At 65.1% G+C, this 17,986-nt stretch carries 14 protein-coding genes; 2 read left to right on the top strand and 12 right to left on the bottom strand.

Features of this window, described 5'->3' with window-relative positions; translation table 11 throughout:
- Window positions 1-8: 8 nt before the first annotated feature.
- Window positions 9-1,919, top strand: a complete 1,911-nt coding sequence (gene mnmG / locus VKP62_08015) for a tRNA uridine-5-carboxymethylaminomethyl(34) synthesis enzyme MnmG (protein ID MEB3197136.1) — start codon at window positions 9-11, stop codon at window positions 1,917-1,919.
- A gap of 33 nt (window positions 1,920-1,952) precedes the next feature.
- Here mnmG and VKP62_08020 read toward each other — a convergent pair whose 3' ends face one another.
- The 8 genes from VKP62_08020 to VKP62_08055 all read right to left on the bottom strand — a co-directional run bounded on the left by VKP62_08020 (window position 1,953) and on the right by VKP62_08055 (window position 12,600).
- On the bottom strand, window positions 1,953-2,378 hold the full coding sequence (locus VKP62_08020; GenBank protein MEB3197137.1) for a hypothetical protein: 426 nt from the start codon (window positions 2,376-2,378) through the stop codon (window positions 1,953-1,955).
- 59 nt (window positions 2,379-2,437) lie between these two features.
- Window positions 2,438-5,761, bottom strand: coding sequence for a peptidoglycan-binding protein (locus VKP62_08025; protein ID MEB3197138.1), 3,324 nt, complete (start codon window positions 5,759-5,761; stop codon window positions 2,438-2,440).
- Window positions 5,762-6,187: 426 nt separating this feature from the next.
- Complete coding sequence (locus VKP62_08030; GenBank protein ID MEB3197139.1) at window positions 6,188-6,796, bottom strand: YIP1 family protein; 609 nt, start codon at window positions 6,794-6,796, stop codon at window positions 6,188-6,190.
- Window positions 6,793-7,773: a signal peptide peptidase SppA gene (gene sppA / locus VKP62_08035; GenBank protein MEB3197140.1), complete on the bottom strand. Its 981-nt coding sequence runs from the start codon at window positions 7,771-7,773 to the stop codon at window positions 6,793-6,795. The genes VKP62_08030 and sppA overlap by 4 nt, the downstream gene beginning before the upstream one ends.
- Window positions 7,774-8,412 carry a dTMP kinase gene (gene tmk / locus VKP62_08040; GenBank protein ID MEB3197141.1) on the bottom strand — a complete coding sequence of 213 codons (639 nt, stop codon included), beginning with the start codon at window positions 8,410-8,412 and terminating at the stop codon, window positions 7,774-7,776. It abuts the gene before it with no gap.
- Window positions 8,413-8,416: 4 nt separating this feature from the next.
- Entirely contained in the window at window positions 8,417-9,955 is a 1,539-nt protein-coding gene (locus VKP62_08045; GenBank protein ID MEB3197142.1) for a R3H domain-containing nucleic acid-binding protein, read from the bottom strand.
- Window positions 9,956-10,007: 52 nt separating this feature from the next.
- Complete coding sequence (locus tag VKP62_08050; GenBank protein ID MEB3197143.1) at window positions 10,008-11,072, bottom strand: LdpA C-terminal domain-containing domain; 1,065 nt, start codon at window positions 11,070-11,072, stop codon at window positions 10,008-10,010.
- On the bottom strand, window positions 11,065-12,600 hold the full coding sequence (locus tag VKP62_08055; GenBank protein MEB3197144.1) for an aminotransferase class I/II-fold pyridoxal phosphate-dependent enzyme: 1,536 nt from the start codon (window positions 12,598-12,600) through the stop codon (window positions 11,065-11,067). Before VKP62_08055 ends, VKP62_08050 begins: the two co-directional genes overlap by 8 nt.
- Before the next feature lie 202 nt (window positions 12,601-12,802).
- On the opposite strand from VKP62_08055, the gene VKP62_08060 reads away from it, so the two are divergent.
- Window positions 12,803-13,765: an alpha/beta fold hydrolase gene (locus VKP62_08060; GenBank protein MEB3197145.1), complete on the top strand. Its 963-nt coding sequence runs from the start codon at window positions 12,803-12,805 to the stop codon at window positions 13,763-13,765.
- Window positions 13,766-13,783: 18 nt separating this feature from the next.
- Here the strand turns inward: VKP62_08060 and VKP62_08065 are convergent, their stop codons facing one another.
- From VKP62_08065 to VKP62_08080, 4 genes are all read right to left on the bottom strand, one after another.
- Window positions 13,784-15,148 (bottom strand): FapA family protein, encoded by a 1,365-nt coding sequence (locus tag VKP62_08065; GenBank protein MEB3197146.1) that lies wholly within the window; start codon window positions 15,146-15,148, stop codon window positions 13,784-13,786.
- 127 nt (window positions 15,149-15,275) lie between these two features.
- A complete protein-coding gene (argS, locus tag VKP62_08070) occupies window positions 15,276-17,009 on the bottom strand; it encodes an arginine--tRNA ligase (GenBank protein ID MEB3197147.1) in 1,734 nt (577 codons plus the stop codon).
- A 20-nt stretch (window positions 17,010-17,029) separates the two neighbouring features.
- A complete protein-coding gene (locus tag VKP62_08075; protein MEB3197148.1) occupies window positions 17,030-17,479 on the bottom strand; it encodes a DUF1934 domain-containing protein in 450 nt (149 codons plus the stop codon).
- Complete coding sequence (locus VKP62_08080) at window positions 17,476-17,955, bottom strand: 23S rRNA (pseudouridine(1915)-N(3))-methyltransferase RlmH (GenBank protein MEB3197149.1); 480 nt, start codon at window positions 17,953-17,955, stop codon at window positions 17,476-17,478. Before VKP62_08080 ends, VKP62_08075 begins: the two co-directional genes overlap by 4 nt.
- Window positions 17,956-17,986 lie beyond the last annotated feature (31 nt).

Genomic DNA, 17,986 nt, shown 5'->3' on the forward strand with positions numbered 1-17,986 from the left:
AATTCATCGTGTCGAATCCCGTGTGGGACGTCATCGTCATCGGCGGCGGCCACGCCGGGGTCGAGTCGGCGCTGGCCTCCTCGCGTCTGGGCGCCAACACCCTGATGGTGACGCTGAATCTGTCGGCGATCGCCACCATGCCGTGCAATCCGGCCATCGGTGGACCGGCCAAGGGGCACCTGGTGCGCGAGATCGACGCCTTGGGCGGAGAAATGGGCAAGGCCGCCGATGCCACCGCCTTGCAGGTGCGGGTGCTGAACGAATCAAAAGGGCCGGCAGTGCAGGCCCTCCGAGCGCAGAGCGACAAGGCCCGCTACAGCGCCTATATGACAGACATCTGCCATTCTCAGCCCAACTTGAGCTTGAAAGAAGGCCACATCGACGCCCTGGAAGTCGGCGCTGATGGCGAGCTGATTCTCACCAGTGCGCAGGGTGAGACGCTGCGCGCGCGCGCGGTGGTGGTGACCACGGGCACCTTTTTGAATGGGATCTGCCACACGGGCGATCGCCAGACCGTGGCCGGCCGGGCGGGAGAACCCTCGGCCCAGCGCTTTTCCGACAGCTTGAGGAAACTCGGCTTCGAACTCCATCGTCTCAAAACCGGCACGCCGCCTCGCCTCGATGCCGCAACCATTGACTACCAGCGCATGAGCGAAGAGCAAGGCGACGAGGCACCGCCTCCCTTTTGCCTCGATCACGACCCGACCAGGCCGCCCAATCCTTTGCCACGTCTGTCCTGCTGGCTGACCCACACCACGCTGGAAACGCACGCGGTGATCCAGGCCAACCTGCATCGTTCCCCCATCTACGGGGGGCAGATCGCCAGCATCGGTCCGCGCTACTGTCCCTCCATCGAGGACAAGGTGGTGCGCTTCCCGGACAAGGAGTCGCACCCCGTTTTTGTCGAACCTGAGACGGCGCTGCAAGATGTGATGTACCTGCAGGGATGTTCGACCAGCCTGCCGGAGGACGTTCAGGACGCATTCGTCCGAACGATTCCTGGCCTGGAGCAAGTCCGGATCGTGCGATACGGCTACGCCGTGGAATACGACTGCATTCCGGCTACCCAGTTGCACGCGACGCTGATGACCAAGCAGGTGCCAGGCTTGTTCACGGCTGGCCAGATCAACGGCACCAGCGGCTACGAGGAAGCGGCCGCCCAGGGCCTGGTCGCGGGCATCAACGCCGCCCACTGGGCCCTGGGCCGCGCCCCTGTCGTCATCCCTCGCACCCTGGCCTATATCGGAACCTTGATCGACGACCTGGTAACCAAGGATATCCGCGACCCTTATCGCATGCTCACCTCGCGCTCTGAGCACCGCCTGACCCTCCGACAGGACAATGCCGACCAGCGTCTGACGCCACTGGGACGCGAGATCGGCCTGATCGATGACGAGCGCTGGCGCCGCTTCGAGGCCAAGTGCGAGGCGATCGCCCAAGGACTGGCCTGGCTGAAACAGGCCAAGGTTTATCCGGGCTCCCCGCTCGCCCAACGCCTGCAAGCCCAGACCGGCGAATCGATCGAACGGGTCTACACACGCGAAGAGTTGCTACGGCGCCCGCCCATCCCGGTGGAACTGCTGTTGCCCGATCCTGAGGAAGCGGGCTTCAGCCTCGCTCCCGCGGTCGCCTGGCAACTGAGCATCGAGGTGAAGTACGAGGGTTATATCAAGCGCCAGCAGATGGCCATTGAGCGCCAGCAACAACTGGAATCCAAGGGATTGCCGGCCGACCTGGACTATCGGGCGATCAAAGGGCTGTCGCGCGAAGCGCAGGACAAACTGGACCGCATTCGGCCCCGCACGATCGGACAAGCCTCCCGCGTGGGCGGTGTCACCCCCGCGGACATCTCGCTACTCCTGGTCTTTCTGGCGCTCTCGGAGCGGAAGGAACGGGACAGACTGGAGCCCGTCGGCTGAACGATCCATCCAGCCGACCCGGGGGAGGTCAGCTCAGGGCTTCACCTCAATGCTTCGGGTCGACACGCTGCCGCCAAAGCTTTGCACCTCAAGGACCCAGCGCCCAGGCGCAAGGCCCGGCACCTTCACATCGAGCTTGAAGGGAACGAGGACCTGCATGACGGGCTCCGTGGTCACCCGCCGCAACCAGGGCCGAACGGTGACAACCCCGTCTCCCGTCATCACCTCAGGCTCCGCGCAAGCCCAGCTGGGGTCAGGGAGATTTCCCTGCAGATGCACGACAAAGGCCTGCTTGGGCTTGAGGGTCGGCGGCGCGTCGACCGTATCGAGATAGCCAAGTCGCCGATTCGCCTGGTCCTCGCGCGGTGCCTGTGACTTGGCAGCCATCGCGAGGGCAGCTTGTCCGAGCAATCCGATCGTCACGAGTCCAAGGGCCAAGAGCCCGGTCCTGTGCTTCACGCCTGATCCTCCTTCAAGGGAAAGGGGCGCCCGCAGGCGCCCCTTCGAATTTGGTCGCTCTAGGGCGTCCGGCTTGACTCTTGAACGGCGTTGAGCAAGGCATCCGCCGTCCGGCCATCCACATAGGGGGTGTACACCGCCTGCCCCTTGTCATCCTTGAAGCCCGCCGCGATGTCCCGCCTCCGCTTGAAGTCAAGAATCGCCTCGGTGGTCGATTCATCGAACTGGCCGCTCGTCGGCACCGCGTAGCCCAAGGCTGCGAGATACTGCTGGACCAGCTGACGACCTTCCCGGGAACCCACCTCGGGACCGATGGACGACGCTTGCAAGCGAGCCGCCTCACGGGCCGCGGCCTCCATGGTCTCGTTTTGCCGGAGGTCCGGATTCTGCAGCAAGCGCAGGGCCACCGTCATCGTTTCCCGGGTCCGCGCATCAACGTACTCGTTGACATCGGCTTGCGGCTTCCCATCCCCCCCCAGCACCTGATACGACTGCTTGATGCCGGCCAAGCGCTTGAAATGAATCACGGCCGCAGCGGTCGGGCTGACGGGCATCCCTTGCGCATCGGTTTTGGGCTGGCCATCCGCCCCCTTTTCGAAATAATCGCCCGTCACTTCCACCTCATATCCGAGGTTTTTCAGCAACGTTTGGAGACCCTTCCGGTCCGCTTCGGTGCCGGTATCAGGACCCACAGCGGTCTGCGGGTAGGCACTGACCTCGCGCCAAAAAGCGTCGAAATTGGAGCCTTCCGGCGCCAGGTTGAACTGCTTGACCAGCTCTGCGCGTTGACTCCCGCTAGGGGCGGCGGGCACGGGTGCGGACGCCGTCTCTGGGGCCGCAGGAGCCTGAGCCGCAGGGCGAGCGGTCGCTGGGGGCGTCGATGGCGCCACCGGAGTCGCAGCGTTGGGCGGGACGGGCCCTGTGGGCGGTGTCACCGAGGGCGGGGCCGCTTCACCCCGCCGTGGCGGCGCAGAGGGAGCTGGAGGCGAAACCGGCAGGTCAAGCTTCCAACCAGGCAAGATGAAATCCGGATTCTGGCTCAGGTTGGGGTGACGCTTCGCGTTGGCGTCGACCAGGTCGCGCCAGCGCCTGGGGTCACCGAGCCGCTGGCCGGAGATATCCCACAATGTATCGCCCTCCTTGACCGTATAAGGAGAGGGCGGAGCGGGGGGAGCGGCCGGAGCCGCTGCGGGGGCGGCAGGAGGAACCGCTGGCCCAGCCGGGGAGGCCACGGGAGCGGTCGACGGAGCCGAAGGCGACGCAGGGCCCTGCGGGGAAGCTGCCGGTGTTGAGGGCGCCGCAGGCCCCTGAGCGGGGGCCGCCGGAGTCGCAGACCCCTCCCCGGGTTTCGTGGGCCCGGCTTGACTGGTGGGAGCAGGGCCGGTCACCTCTGTCGGCGGCACGGCCGCAGGCGGCGGCGTCACGATGATGCCTTGCTCTTCCAGACGAGGGCGCAAGGCAAGCACCTCCGCAGGAGGCATGCCCTCAAGCCGAGCTTTCATGGCCTCAAGGACCTTGCGAGTTTCCGCGTCGCCCGTCGTCGCCAGTTCGCTCGACAACGCTGCCAGCAGCGCGGTCTTGTAGGCCTTCGCCTCTTCTTCGCTGCCAGGCGCGGTCGTGGCGGGCGCAGCCGGGGCAGTCTGACTCGCCTGGGGAATCTTGATGCGCGTGCCGACCCCAATCACCCCGTCTTCACCCAGGGAATCAAACAACTCTTTATTGGCCGCGTAAATTTCTTCCCAGCGCTTGGCATCACCCAATTCTCGACGCGCAATGTCCTCCAACGTGTCCCCGTCGCGCAATTCGTAGTAGCGGAACCCCGGTTCAATGCGATCCGCATCGATCCGCTCACTGACATCGCGGGCCGCTTGGGCTTCGCCCAGCTTCGCCACATTGCCGGTGGTGCCCATCAAGCTCAGGGCCCCCAGGGCACGACCTGGGTTGCGCAGCGCCCAGCCTGCCGCGCCCAAGGGAACGGCCACCGGGGCCGTCAGAATCTCCCAGGGCGACGGCACGCGAATCTTGGAAATGGCACTCCAGCTGAGATCAGGCAACGCAATCCGGGGGAGCAACTCCAAGCCCTTGCGAAGCGTTGCAATCGTGCCCTCATAGGCCGCATCCAAGGCGGCGCCGATCGCGACCGGCACATTGCCGACCACGCGGGCATAATCCCCCACCGTCTTCGGCGCATCCAGCACGTTCTTGACGGCCTTGCCGCCTTCCGCGATCTTCTCGCCAACCTTCCCGACGTTGTCGATCCCGGCGCCGACGGAGGCCCCGGCCCGCTCGAAACGACCGATCTTCTGTCCCTTGAGCAGGGATTCGACCAGCTGGGCCGTCCGGGGTTGGGCCACGGTCGCCGCCTTCAGGGCGTCGAGTTGCCCCTTGTAGCCGGCCCGCAGGGCATCGTCCGTGGTGGTGTTCATCAGCGTGTTCAGCCGCTTCATCTGCGCGGCGATCGCCTCGGCGGATTTCACATTCGCGGCCCCCGCGATCAGGGCGGCATTCGGCCCCGAGGACATCAACAGCTTGGTGGCCACCGGAAGTTGCGCGGCGGCCGTCTTGCTGACGCCGTGCTTGGCCAGTTCCGCGGCAATCGCCTCGGGTTTCATGCCGGCCTTGAGCGCCTGCGTCGCATACCGATAGGCTTGAGATGCCCCCACGTGCTTGCCACCCGCGCTCATCACGCGCGTGACGGCCTCATCGCCGAGACCACTCGCGGCAATGTTGGTGGCCAGCTTCTCGGCCAGACCACGCTTCGCCAAGCGCGCGGCCACGTCCTCTGCGTATGTCGCCGTCAGGGCGGCCAGCTTCTTGTTGTAGGCCGCACCCTTCAGGGTGGAGCCTGCCAGCTCCGCAACGGCCTTCTTCGAGGCGATGTGCCGCGCGAAGTCGTCGGTCACCTGCGTGGCCGCCTGGGTCATCGTGGCCGTGGGCTGGGCGACTTTGGTGGCCTTATCGGCCTTGGACAGGGCACCCGTCGTCAGCACCATGGTCAGCACCTGGAAGCCGGCGCGACCCACCAGTTCGCCGTAGCGGCCGTCCTTGTAGGCCGTGGTGTAGGGTTGCGCGATGGCCTGCACCGCCTGAGCAGGGTGCGTGGCCATGTAGACCAGCCCCTTGGCGGTGGTAATGGGGTTGGTCGTGACGAGCGTGTAGAGGCCCGCCACCGTTTCGGTGCCCTCGCGCACGAAGCCTTCGAAGAAGCCCATCACGTGGTTGGGTTCGGCCTTGGGGCGTGCCGCCGCGGGCGCGTCTGCCGCCGGTGAAGCCGCCGCGTCACGGGCAGGAACTGGCCTCCCAGCATCGTCCGAGGGCCGCACGGGAACCGGGTTTGCTGGCCGGCCGGCAGGCGAGACGGACTTGTTGAGGTCGGAAGCCATCTGTTGTTCCTCCTGACGCCTCCCCCTGGGGGGCACGCAATTTCAATTCAAGCGGCCCGCGGACGCGACCGCAAAGCCAGAAAACCAGTCACTCTCCGGAATACACCAAGGCAGCTTATCGGGCTCGGCGGACCAGAGCTTGCGCCAAGCGCACCCCCTGGTCGGGGGAGGCCCCAAGCATGTCCTACCCATCTGGAAAGCGCTCACAACCAAGTAGAGGAGCGATTGACAGGCATTTAATATCTGCCCGGCGCAAGCGGATACCTGACTAAGGACTGGTTAAGCCGAGCCAAGGACTGAGTGGGGCTCTGCGGGCCGATTCTCCAGCCCCAAGGGCCTCGGAGGACATGAGCAGCGGGAAAGACATAAACAAATATTTCACGAAAAATTAAAGTTCAGAGACGATCACGCCGCGGGGGCACGCCATCACGCCACCAGCAAGGCGGTCGTCAGCAAGGTCAGGACCCCGGCCAGAACGGGCATCGCCACCAGCAGTAACTCTGCCAGCAATAACGCCAAAGAGGCCTGATTACCGGTCAGCCCCATCACGCCTCGGAGGGCCGCCAACAGGCCCCGCAGACAGGCCAGAAGCGCAATCAGGCCCACCAGAGCAGCCCAGGATGGGCCCTGCCCCCCCGACAGGCCCCACGCGCAGGCGGGCCCCACCAACATGAGCGGCAGGGTGGCGAACGACACGGCTGCCACCAGACCCTGCCAGGCCCCTCGCCCCCCGAGCAGCGAGCCGGTGGCAAACAACGCGGCACTGACGATCAGGCTCCCCCACAGCAACCACCCCAGCGCCACCGCGAACGTGGAGGCCAGGGGTACCAAACCAGCCGGCGCGAGAGAGAAGGCCAAGCAAGCGGCCACGAAAAACAGCGCGGCCAAGGCCTGTGTCAGTGGCAAGGCGTCACCCCAAGCCGCAAAGGCTTGGTCGGGGCGAAACATGACCCGATACCAGAGCAGGATGCCCCGGGGAGGCTCGCCCGATCCGGGCGGCGAAAGGACAGGCGCAGCGGCTTCCATCAGGCTCATTCCAGCAACATCAGCGGGACGCGATCATACAGCCGCGAGGCCAGCGCAGGATTCCCTCTGGCCACATTCGAGACCAGGTCGGAGCGAACCGCCAGAAGTTTCCAGAGTTGCTGCCAATCGTCCCCGTCGAGTTCTTCGGCCTCGGTGTCTTTCGGCAAACGCGCCACGCGTCGGGCTTCGTCCTTGGCGACTTCGAAATTGCCCAAGCCGTCGACAAGACCCAGTTCCTTGGCCTGACGCCCGGTATAGATCCGTCCCTCTGCCAGGGCGCGAACCTTGTCGAGCGGCCACCCTCGTCCTTTCGCCACCGCATCCAGAAACAGGGCGTAGGTGTCGTCCACGATGCCCTGCAAGAGGCGTCTCTCCTCCGGTCGCATGGTGCGATCCGGCGAGGCAATGTCCTTGAGACGACCCGCCTTGATCGTCACACTACGCACCCCCACCTTGCCCATCAAGCCCTCGTAGTTGGCCAGATGCATGATGACGCCGATGCTGCCCGTCAGCGTCGCAGGGTTGGCCACGATCCGATCGGCGGCGGCTGCAATCATGTAGCCCCCGGAGGCACAGACATCGCCCATCGACACGACGATCTTGACCCCTTTTTCCCGTTTCAAGCGCATCAATTCGTCATAGATTGCCTGGGAGGCCGCCGCCGATCCCCCGGGACTGTTGATCCGAATCAACAGCGCCTTGGGCGGGTCTTCGCGCAGGCGGGCGATCGCCTTGGTCAGAGAGCGGCTGCTGGCTTTTCCTCCGGACAGACCGCCTCCGCCATCCCCCTCGAGGATCATGCCATCCACCGACAGCACCACCAGGTCGGCCGTGGGCGCCGCCCAGGCGCGCGACAGCGACGGCGCAGCGGCGCCTGGCATCGCCCCACCTCGCGGCGCATCTTGAGCGCGGTCACGCCAGACGCCGACCGCGGCAAAGGCGCAGGACACGGATAGGGTCAGCGCAACCAGCTTCTCGAAATTCACCTAGGACCTCCCTGTCGCCACACCCAAACGCGCGGCGATCGCCGTGCGCAACGCCGCTTGAACCTCGCTGGGGCTGGCCGAGGCATCCACCACGACGAAACGTTCGGGTTCAGCCTGCGCCAGCGCCAGATAGCCCGCGCGCAAGCGGTGGTGAAAGGCGATCGCCTCCACCTCGAGGCGGTCGACCTGACGACTCGCCACAATTCGCTCCAACCCGATTTCGGGCGCGAGATCCAGCAGCAGGGTGAGGTCGGGCCGCTGACCGCCAGTCGCGAGCTGATTGAGCGAACCGATCAGGGCCTGGTCGAGCCCACGCCCGAAACCCTGATATGCCAGCGTGGAATCGGTAAAGCGGTCACACAGGACCACACTCCCCTGCGCCAGCGCGGGGCGCACCACGGTTTCGACGTGCTGGGCGCGGTCGGCCGCGTACAGAAGCAACTCCGCCAGTGGCACGAGCTCTCGATTGGCCGGTTTCAGCAAGATCTCCCGAATCTGTCCCCCGATCGGGGTGCCCCCGGGATTCTTGGTCGTGACGACGGTGTATCCGTCCACCTCCAACCACGCCGCCAGCTGATGCAGCTGGCTGCTCTTGCCTGCCCCTTCCGGGCCTTCCAAAGTGATGAAAAAACCTCGCATCCCATCAACCGGGGAAGATGCGCAAACGCCGGTTAGGCTCCTCACCGTAGGACTCGGAGCGAAGATTGTAGCGTTCGGCCATCATGTGCTGGATGCGGCGAATCTTGGGGGAGGCGGGGTTCAACTCGGCCGGCTCCGCGCTGGAAAGCACCGACTCGATAGCCGCTTGCGTCTCCTGGATCGCTTCCTCCTCGTCCTCGGTCAGCGCGTCTGGCAAGGCCGCCTCGTGCGTCTTGGGGAGGGGGCCGAGCGGCCCGGTGAGCGCGCCCTGACCAGGGGTCTGGTCGAGGTGCATGACCTCGCGCATCGACTTCTGAATCTGAGGAATGGTGTTCGCCTTCACCACATAGACTGGAATGTTCTTGCGCTGGGCCTGTTCGAAGATCTGACCGCCATTGCGCGCATAGCTCTTCAAGACCAGCACCACATCAGCATCCGACACGTTCTTGGTCACGATCGCGGGCACCCGCAGGGTGCGGATGACGCGTTCGAGTTGGGAGCGACTGACCGCGTAAGGGAAGATGCGCATCTTGCCTTGGGCTTCGGACTGCTCCCGTTCCGAGCGTTCCTGGGTCTCGTAGACCGACTCCTTGAGGACCTTGACTTGCCCCTGCTCATCGAGGGCCCGGATTTCAGGCTGCGGGACATAGCCCCGCAACAACTGGTCCACCACCTCGGCCACGTCCTGATGAATGGCCAGCCGGTCGCGGTCCTGAAGCTCGATGGCGATGTCGAAGGTCGGCGGCGCCTTACGCTCCAGAATGGTCTTCTGCGTTCCGCGACGACGCGCCTCCTCGTCGGACAGGGTCACCGACTGGATGCCCCCCACCAGGTCGGACAGGGTGGGGTTCATGAGAAGATTTTCCAGCGAATTTCCGTGCGCGGTTCCGATCAGCTGCACCCCGCGCTCGGCGATGGTGCGCGCCGCATAGGCTTCCTTTTCCGTGCCGATCTCGTCAATCACGATGACTTCCGGCATGTGATTCTCGACCGCCTCGATCATCACACCCTCCTGGGCATCGGGGGTGGTCACCTGCATCCGGCGCGATCGACCGATTGCCGGATGAGGAATGTCCCCATCGCCGGCAATTTCATTGCTGGTATCAATCACGATCACCCGTTTGTTGAGGTCATCCGACAGCACCCGCGCGATTTCCCGCAGTTTGGTCGTCTTGCCAACTCCCGGGCGACCCATGATCAGAATCGAACGGCCGCTTTCGACCAGGTCGCGGATCATGTCGATGGTGCCCAGGATGGCTCGCCCGACCCGACACGTGAGACCGATGATGCGGCCCTGGCGGTTCCGAATGGCGCTGATGCGGTGCAAGGTGCGCTCGATGCCAGCCCGGTTGTCGCCACTGAAGGCCCCCACGCGTCCCACGGCGTGGTCGAGGTCTTCCTGGCGGACCGGCTCCGCCCCCAGATAAACCCAGCGTCCCGGAAATCTGGCTTCCGGAATGCGGCCCAGGTCCATGACGATCTCGATCAGGTCATCGAGGCCTTCCTGCTCGCGCAAGACCTCGGCAATGCGATGGGGCACCATATCCAGCAGCTGCCCCAGGTTATCGGTCACCCGTTTTTCGTGGATCCGCACATCACCCGCCACTCGCAACCCCTCCTCTATCGTAACGCCCCGAAACCGAGTAGGCAGGCCCTGTCAGGCTTCCTGCATCGTGTACGGTCTTCACGAGTTGCCGGGCCTCATCCAGGGCCCGAGCCCAGACGGCTGGCGAGTCTGCACCAGCTTCCAACTCGCGCGCCACGCGGCGAGCGAAGGAGCCCATGCCAACGCCGGCAATGCTCAGATTCAGACGCCGGGAGAGGGGACCGGTCTGGTCGTTGGTCCCCCCGGCGGGCTGAATCCAGGCGCCCGTTCCAAGGGCGCTCAAGGTCCGCGCCAGGCGCACGGCCGGGATGGTGGAGCGAAGGCCCTGAGTCCCGCTGATTGGCTTGCCATCCGCTTGAATGATGACTCCCACCTTCCCCAGCTCCCGGGTCAAGGCCTTGATGCGGGGGTAGCCCAGCTGGTGGCCGTCCAGGCTATAGGATAACAACCCTCCCCGACGTTGCCAATCGCGAGCGACGCCTGCCATCTCTCGCAATTCGGGCTCCGAGGCGACGCCCGTGTGGATTTCCAACGCTTCCGCGCCGGCATCGCGGCAGGCCTCGAGGTCAGGCATCGTGTCTCTCGGTTGGAGCGAGATGCAGGCGGTGGGACAGACCGGCACACACAGGCCACAGCCCGTGCAAATGATGTCCTTGACGGTCCCGTTGACGATGGAGCCGGGCGGGCAGACGGGCGTACAGCGATCGCACGTGACGCACAGCGGATCATCGACCACCGCAATTTGCGTGTGGCGATCGCCCTCCAAGGTGATGCTCGCCATGACGAGAGGTTCGAAGAAGTCCTGCGGACCGGTCTGCGCGAGCGCCACCAGCCACGGCAGCCGCTGTTCGTGCCAGCGACGAGCGGTCAAGATGCCGCGGCGCGCGGCGGCCACCACGGCCGGCTCGGCCGCCACATCGATCAGGGTCGCACCGGCCAGCGCATACAGCGTGGCCAGTCGCTCGACCACCAGCAGGTCCCGCAGGTTCGCGCCACCGATGAACTTGAAATAGGGAACGCCCCGCTGGAGCCTGTGCGCAAAGCGCTCAGACATGGGGCGTCGGGTGGGCCACCACCTTGATGGTCCTCAGACGGACATCTTCCGGGCCATTGATGAAGCCGCCCATCTGATGCACCACCTTGAGGTACTCGATGGCCTCGGCCGAGATCACCTCACCAGGAGCCAGGATCGGAATCCCGGGCGGGTAGGGCGCGACAAATTCGGCGCAGACCCGTCCCATGGAGGTGTCGAAAGGCACGATCTCGGTGGTGGCAAAGAAGGCCTCGCGCGGGGTCAGGGCCTGCTCAGGCAGCCCCGAGGGCATGGGCAAGCTGGTGGGTAACGCGCTGGTCCCCATGGTGTTCCAGCGTTGCGCCCGTTCCGAAAGCACGCGAAACGCATCGACCACCCGGTCGAGATCCCTCTGGTCATTGCCGAGCGTCACGATCAACAGGACGTTGTGCAGCGTCGCCATCTCAGACTGCACATTGAATTCCTGATTCAGCACATCGAGGGCCATGAAACCGGTCATCCCGAGGCCCGTGACGTTGATCGTCAACTTGGTGACATCCAGGTCATGCAAACCACCTGGGGCACAGCGTTCCCGACCGAAGGCATAGATGCCGGGAATTTCATTGAGCCGGGCGCGTGCGGTTTCGGCCAGACGCACCGTCTCCCCCAGCATCGCGTGACCGGACATCGCCATCTGGCGTCGCGCCGTATCCAACGAGGCCATCAGCACGTAGTTCGGACTGGTGCTCTGAATCAGCTGCAGCACGTTGCGCACGCGGTTGACGTTCACGCGCCGGCCCTGCACGTGCAGCATCGAGGCCTGGGTCATGCCGGAAATGATCTTGTGCGTGGATTGCACCACCATATCCGCCCCGGCCTCGATCGCCGAAACCGGCAGCCCTTCGTGAAAATGGAAATGCGGTCCATGGGCCTCGTCCACCAGCAAAGGCTTGCCGTGGGCGTGGCAGAGGTCGGCGATGCGGCGAAGGTCCGCCACTCCTCCGAAATAGGTAGGGTGAACCAGACAGAGACCCTTGGCCTCGGGGTAGGCCCGCAAGGCCGCCTCGACCTCCTCAGGGGTGACGCCATGCGCCACACACAGGTCATCGTCCCAGCTAGGCTGCATCCAGCAAGGACGCGCGCCCGACAGAATCGTGCCGCCCAGCATCGATTTATGGGCGTTGCGCGGCAGGATGATCTGGTCGCCGGGGTCGCAAACCGTCATCACCATGACGTTGTTACCGGTGGTCGAGCCATTCACCAGGAAAAAGCTGTGTTCGGCGCCGTAAGCCTCCGCCGCCAACTCTTGAGCGTCCTTGATCACGCCATCCGGATCGTGCAGGTTGTCCACCTCCGGCAGCTCGCACAGGTCCATGCGCAGCATCCCGTCGCCGACCAACGCCCGAAACTCGGGGTCGGCCCCACGGCCTTGCTTGTGTCCAGGGGTATGGAAGGCCGACATGTCCTTCTGAGCGTAGTCGCGCATCGCCTCGAAAAGCGGCGCACGTGCCTGACGGGCCAACCAGTCAGCGGAACGGGGAATAACCGGGGGAGTTTCCAGTGGAGTCAATGCGCCTCCGGAGAAAGGGCTGCTAGCGTCTGTTCGATCATACCGCGCCGCCTGCCGAGTATGAAAGGCAGGCGCCACGAACAGGCTTGTTCCAGCCCTCGCCTCGCGCGGTATATGTCAGGAGGCCGGGGCTCGAACCCTGACCTGTCCCCCCAGCCTGCCAGCGTCCCCAGTGCCGCGGCAAGCCAGCGGTCCGTGGCCTTTGCTTGAGCTAGCTTCGCACGTCAACCTCCCCCCCACCGCCTACCAGCGGGGTGTGGCGGCCCTCCGACAATTTCAGGCAGCGGAACGACAGGTCCCCCTCCAGCGCGGAAGTGAAACGCGGGCCTGGCTCCACCCTGACAAGCCCCCACGCGGCACCCTGGTGATGTATCACGGTTTCACCGCTGGAACCTGGCAGTACGAACACCTGGCCCCCCTGGCGTTCCAGGCGGGCTTCAACGTGTTTGTGCCGCGCCTGCCCGGTCACGGCGTGAAGTCCCCGAGCGGCGACGAAGACCCTGGCCAGCTTCCCCGCAGCACCCAGTGGGAGGCCTACCGCCATTTCGGCGACCGCACGCTGGGCATTGCTCGTCAGCTGGGGGGGCCCGTCAGTGTGCTGGGCCTCTCGGTCGGTGGAAACGTGGCCTTGGATGTGGCCGAACGCCATCGTGAGGTGCGCTGCACGGTGGCCTACGCGCCCTTCCTCTGGCCACGCCACGAGCGGGTGGACCGTCTCTTCCGGCTGGTCGGGGCCTTCGACTTCCTGTTCGCGGACCGTGCAGGCCCCAGCCTGGACGGTTTCACCCACAGCTGGGGGCCGGAGTGTCGCCAGGAAACCATCAGTGGCCAACGCCCCGGTCACTCCTACTTCCCCGCCAGCGCGGTCTACGCCGCGGCCCGCTACGGCACCGACGTGATCCGGGCGTCAGCCCGGGGGCAGAGCGTGCTGCAGGTCTTCGTGACCGCCGCTGATGACGCCGCTGACGAAGCGGCCATCCGAACCTTGTTCGCCAATTGGGGCAACTCCTCCCGCGGCCTGTACCGCTATTCCGCCAGCGAGGGCATCCCCCATCCCATGGTCCATCCGCGCGAAGATCGCGGTCGTGGCCACACCTCACGCCTCTATGCGCTGACCATGGGGGTCCTGCAAGGAGAGACCCCGCTCCAGCGCGACGAGCCCTGACCGCGTAGCCCGGTTGGCTCAGGACGAGGGGTGAATCACCCCGTTCAACTCGCTGATGCGGGTGAACGGCGAGCGACTGTCGATCTGGTAGTACGCCTTGTTGAGGTGCATCATCACGCCAGGATGAAAGCCGCCCGCCGAGACCACGAACACCGGCCTGAGACTCTCCGCAGGAAAGTCCGCGCGCCGCTCGAGCAGTTCCACCGTGAACTGGTCCAGACGGGCCTCAATCTGCAATTTGACCTCGCGCGTCTTCTCGTAGGCACCGGCGGGTGCGTTTGGATTGCTCAGGATGGCGTGGAAGGTCTGGTTGACCGTCGCCAGTTGAGTCGTGAGGATCTGGATGGCCCGCTCGATCTGTTGAATCACACGGGCCTGCCGCGAATGACGCACGTCGATCACGGTGGTGGTTCCGCCCGCCACCCCCACCTCGTCGGCCGCCACGTACTCGCCGGCCAGCACGTGCCCCCCGATCAACTTCTTGCCGATCTTGATCGAGAGACCAGCCGTCAGATACGAGTGCATGGACGACTCGACCACCACAATGTTGGACCGTGTGGTCACGCTCGACTCGGAATCGATGAATTTGGCGGTCACGTCGCCGTGCGCCGTCACCACGGAATGCTGACGAACCCCGCCCTTCACGCTCACCGCACCACCCGCTTCCAGCGAGGCGCCCTCCACCACCCCGCCAATCTCGATGTCCTGCGTCGCCTTGACGGTGAAGCCGGGCAACACGTTGCCGCTGATCTTGACGGAGCCCTGAAAGTTGATATTGCCGATGGCGTAGTCGACGTCCCCGGAGACCACCACGATCGGCTGCACCGAAATGCGAGGGCCGTCCAGGGCTGGCTGACCATCCATTAGCGCGGTGGCAAAAAGCTCGTCCTCCGACAATTCGACATTGGCCCCTGCGCGCAGCGGAACGTCTTTTCCATCCTTGCTCGTCAAGGGCTCTCCCAGCACGCTGGTGCCGGGTTTGGCAGGACGAGCCGGGGTTTTGGCCGCCAGGACCTGGCCTTTGGTTACGTTCTCGATGGTCTGAAGCTCGCGGTGATCGACGCGCCCATCAGCCAGTTCGCGAGGCTTGCCGCGCCGCTGGTCCGCACTGCGAAAGAAGTAGTTGACCACGGCGTCCTGCCCCGGCTCCGGTGCAGCGCCTCTGGCGACCAGCATCGGGTCGGACGAGGGCCCCAGGGCCACCTCGCGCACCGCTGCCGCATCGACACCAAACACCACGCCTGCGGCGGCCAGCGCAAACTCGATCTCGCCCGGCTCCACGGGCAGCGGCGGCACGATCTGAACGAACGCCTCGAGGGCCTTGTCCCCCAGCGTCACCAGGATCTGCTTCTCAGCGGAAAATTCCGCCGTATCCGCCGACATGTCGCTCCTTTCGGAAGGCCCCACCAGCCACCTTCACTCGAAGGGCGGGCTCGGCGCCTCGCAGGTTCCCGAAGGACCACCCCTGCACCGACATATTACCCGACGCCAGGCGCCGCCAGTGTGACCCCTATCGCTCGTCTCCCAGCGGGGCCGTGGGCAGCCCAGCTCCCACCGCGAGCGACTCCATACGCTCGGGAGCAGACACCCCCAGCAAATCCGCCAGGGCATTGCGCAGCACGATCCGAGCCGCGATGATCAGCGCCAGCCGGGCGCGCATGAGGGCCTGGTCGTCCGTCAGCACGCGGCAGTTGGTGTAAAACTGATGGAAACCAGCCGCCAGTTCCTGGGCAAAGCGCGCGATTCGATAGGGTTCCATGGCCAGGGCAGCTGAGGCCACCTCATCCGGGAACAGCGCCAGCTTGAGCAAGAGCTGTCGCTCATCCGGGGTGACCAGCAAGGACAGGTCCGCGTCACTCAGCGCGTCTCCCTCCAGCACCAGCCCCGGATGGGCCTGCTGCGCCATCCGCAGAATGCTGCAAATTCGCGCGTGAGCATACTGGACGTAGAAGACCGGGTTGTCGGCCGATTCTTTCACCGCCAGGGCCAGGTCAAAGTCCAAGGTCGTGTCGGTGGAACGCATCAAGAGGAAGTAGCGAGCCGCATCGGCACCCACTTCATCGAGCACTTCCTGCAGGGTGACCATTTCCCCGCTGCGTTTGGACATCCGCACCGGTTCGCCATCCCGGAAAAGATTGACCATCTGGCCGATGATCACGTGCAGGGTCCGGGCCTCGCCCCCAAGGGCCTGCACGGCCGCTGACAATCTCGCCACGTAGCCGTGGTGGTCGGCGCCCATGATGTTCACCAGGCGCGTGTAACCACGTTGCAACTTGTCCCAGTGATAGGCAATGTCTGCCGCCAGGTAAGTGGGCTGACCATTTTCCCGGATCACGACCCGATCCTTGTCATCACCGAAGTCCGTCGAGCGCAACCACCAGGCGCCATCCTGCTGATACAGGTGACCGGTCTCTTTGAGGCGGGCGATCGCCTCGTCGACCCGCCCCGCCTGGTGCAGGCTGCGCTCGGAAAAATAGTGGTCGAAGCGGGTGCCCATCTGAGCCAGCGTGGCCTGCTGCATCGCGAGCAAGGTGTCGCGAGCAAAGTCGGTCAAGGCATTCAGGCGTTCCTCCTCGGGGGCTTGCAGGATACCCAGCCCCAGGGCGCTCTCGGCTCGGGCGGCCACCTCCGCCATATAGGCACCGTGGTAGCCGTCTTCCGGCACCTCGACCGCCTCCCCCTGGCGTTGACGCAGCCTCGCCTCCAGCGAGCGCCCGAGCAGCTGCATCTGATTGCCCGCATCGTTGACGTAAAATTCCTGATCCACGGCAAATCCGGCCGCCCGCAGCACGTGAGCGAGCCCCGAGCCGATCGCCGCCCAGCGCCCATGCCCCACGTGCAAGGGGCCCGTCGGGTTGGCCGACACATACTCCAGCAGCACCCGTTCCCCACGGCCCACCTCGCTGTGGCCGTAAGCCGCCTGCTGCCGCAGAATCATCCGCAGGTTCTCAGCCAGCCAGGCCTGCGACAGGCGCAGATTGATGAAGCCGGGCGGCGCCACCTCGACCGAGGCGATTGGCCCATCGAGCGAGGCGTGCCGGGCGATCGCCTCGGCAATCTTCAGGGGGGCCATGCGCGCCGGCTTGGCCAGCACCATGGCGATGTTGCTGGCATAGTCGCCGTGCTGAGGGTCACGTGGCACCTCAACGCCGGGAGTCGGAAGACTCTCCACGGCGAAATCACCCGCTTCGGAGGCCTTGCGCAAGGCAACAGTAAGGGCAGCCGCAATCTGAGATTTCAACATACAAGGGTCCTTCCGAGGCGTCAGGTCTGGACAAGCGACCAGGCCAGGTCAAGCGTGAAACGTCCGAGCGACAGGGTCTCCGGCTCGGAATCAGGCTCCGGGGCATCGGCCGAGAACAGATCGTAGACGAGACAGAGCCGCCCCGTCGAATCATCGTCCACCCAGCTGAGGGCCCGAGTCTGCACGCGCAATACCATTTCACCACGAGGACCTTCGCCGAGGGCAAGCAGCCCTCCCGTGAGTTCTGCCAGGCGATGGTACTGCCAGCCGTTGAGCAGCCCGCGTCGGTAGATGCGAACCTCCTCCGGCAGCAGCTTGATGGTGGTTCGGGTCCCCTCATCATCAAACAGGAGATAGGCGCCATCGGGCTGCCGGTGTCGCCAGCCCAGGTGTTCTCTGCGCGTCGCGGAGCGCGCACCCTGATCCTCTTGCACGCTGGAAACCGAGACCAGCACCGCTTGTTTGCTCACTTGTGATAGGGCTCCTGACGGAGGATGCGCTCCACCCGATACAGCTGCTCCAGCAAGACCACCCGAGCCAGTTGATGCGGGAAGGTGAGGCTGGAGAGGGAAAGGCACCAGTCGGCCCGGTCCAACACGCGGGCATCGAGGCCATTGGCCCCACCGATCACGAACGCCAGTTCGCGTCCGCCTTCGGTCTCGTCCGCGGCAAGACGTCTCGCGAGCTGCACCGAATCGAGGTTCAGGCCACGCTCCCAGAGGGCCACCATGCGGGTCCCCGGCTTGAGCTGTTCCAGGATCCGTTCCGCTTCGCGGCCCTTCACCTGCGCCACGCGAGCCGGTGCGTCTCCTGGGTCGGCCCGTTCATCCGTCAACTCCTGGACCTCGATGGGACGATAGCTGCGCAGCCGCTTGAGGTACTCGTCTGCCGCCGCCCGCCAGTGGGGCTCCTTCAATTTGCCCATCGCCAGGATGGTCCAGCGCACGGTGGAAGGTCCTTCGTGGAAAACAGGGGGT

The organism is Candidatus Sericytochromatia bacterium (genome assembly GCA_035285325.1).
GTDB lineage: Bacteria > Cyanobacteriota > Sericytochromatia > S15B-MN24 > JAQBPE01 > JAYKJB01.

Bases quoted from the DNA above. Each gene is read 5' to 3' on its own strand.
- VKP62_08025 (MEB3197138.1), bottom strand. From the start codon at position 5,761: ATGGCTTCCGACCTCAACAAGTCCGTCTCGCCTGCCGGCCGGCCAGCA.
- VKP62_08030 (MEB3197139.1), bottom strand. From the start codon at position 6,796: ATGAGCCTGATGGAAGCCGCTGCGCCTGTCCTTTCGCCGCCCGGATCG.
- tmk (MEB3197141.1), bottom strand. From the start codon at position 8,412: ATGCGAGGTTTTTTCATCACTTTGGAAGGCCCGGAAGGGGCAGGCAAG.
- VKP62_08045 (MEB3197142.1), bottom strand. From the start codon at position 9,955: ATGGTGCCCCATCGCATTGCCGAGGTCTTGCGCGAGCAGGAAGGCCTC.
- VKP62_08050 (MEB3197143.1), bottom strand. From the start codon at position 11,072: ATGTCTGAGCGCTTTGCGCACAGGCTCCAGCGGGGCGTTCCCTATTTC.
- VKP62_08065 (MEB3197146.1), bottom strand. From the start codon at position 15,148: ATGTCGGCGGATACGGCGGAATTTTCCGCTGAGAAGCAGATCCTGGTG.
- argS (MEB3197147.1), bottom strand. From the start codon at position 17,009: ATGTTGAAATCTCAGATTGCGGCTGCCCTTACTGTTGCCTTGCGCAAG.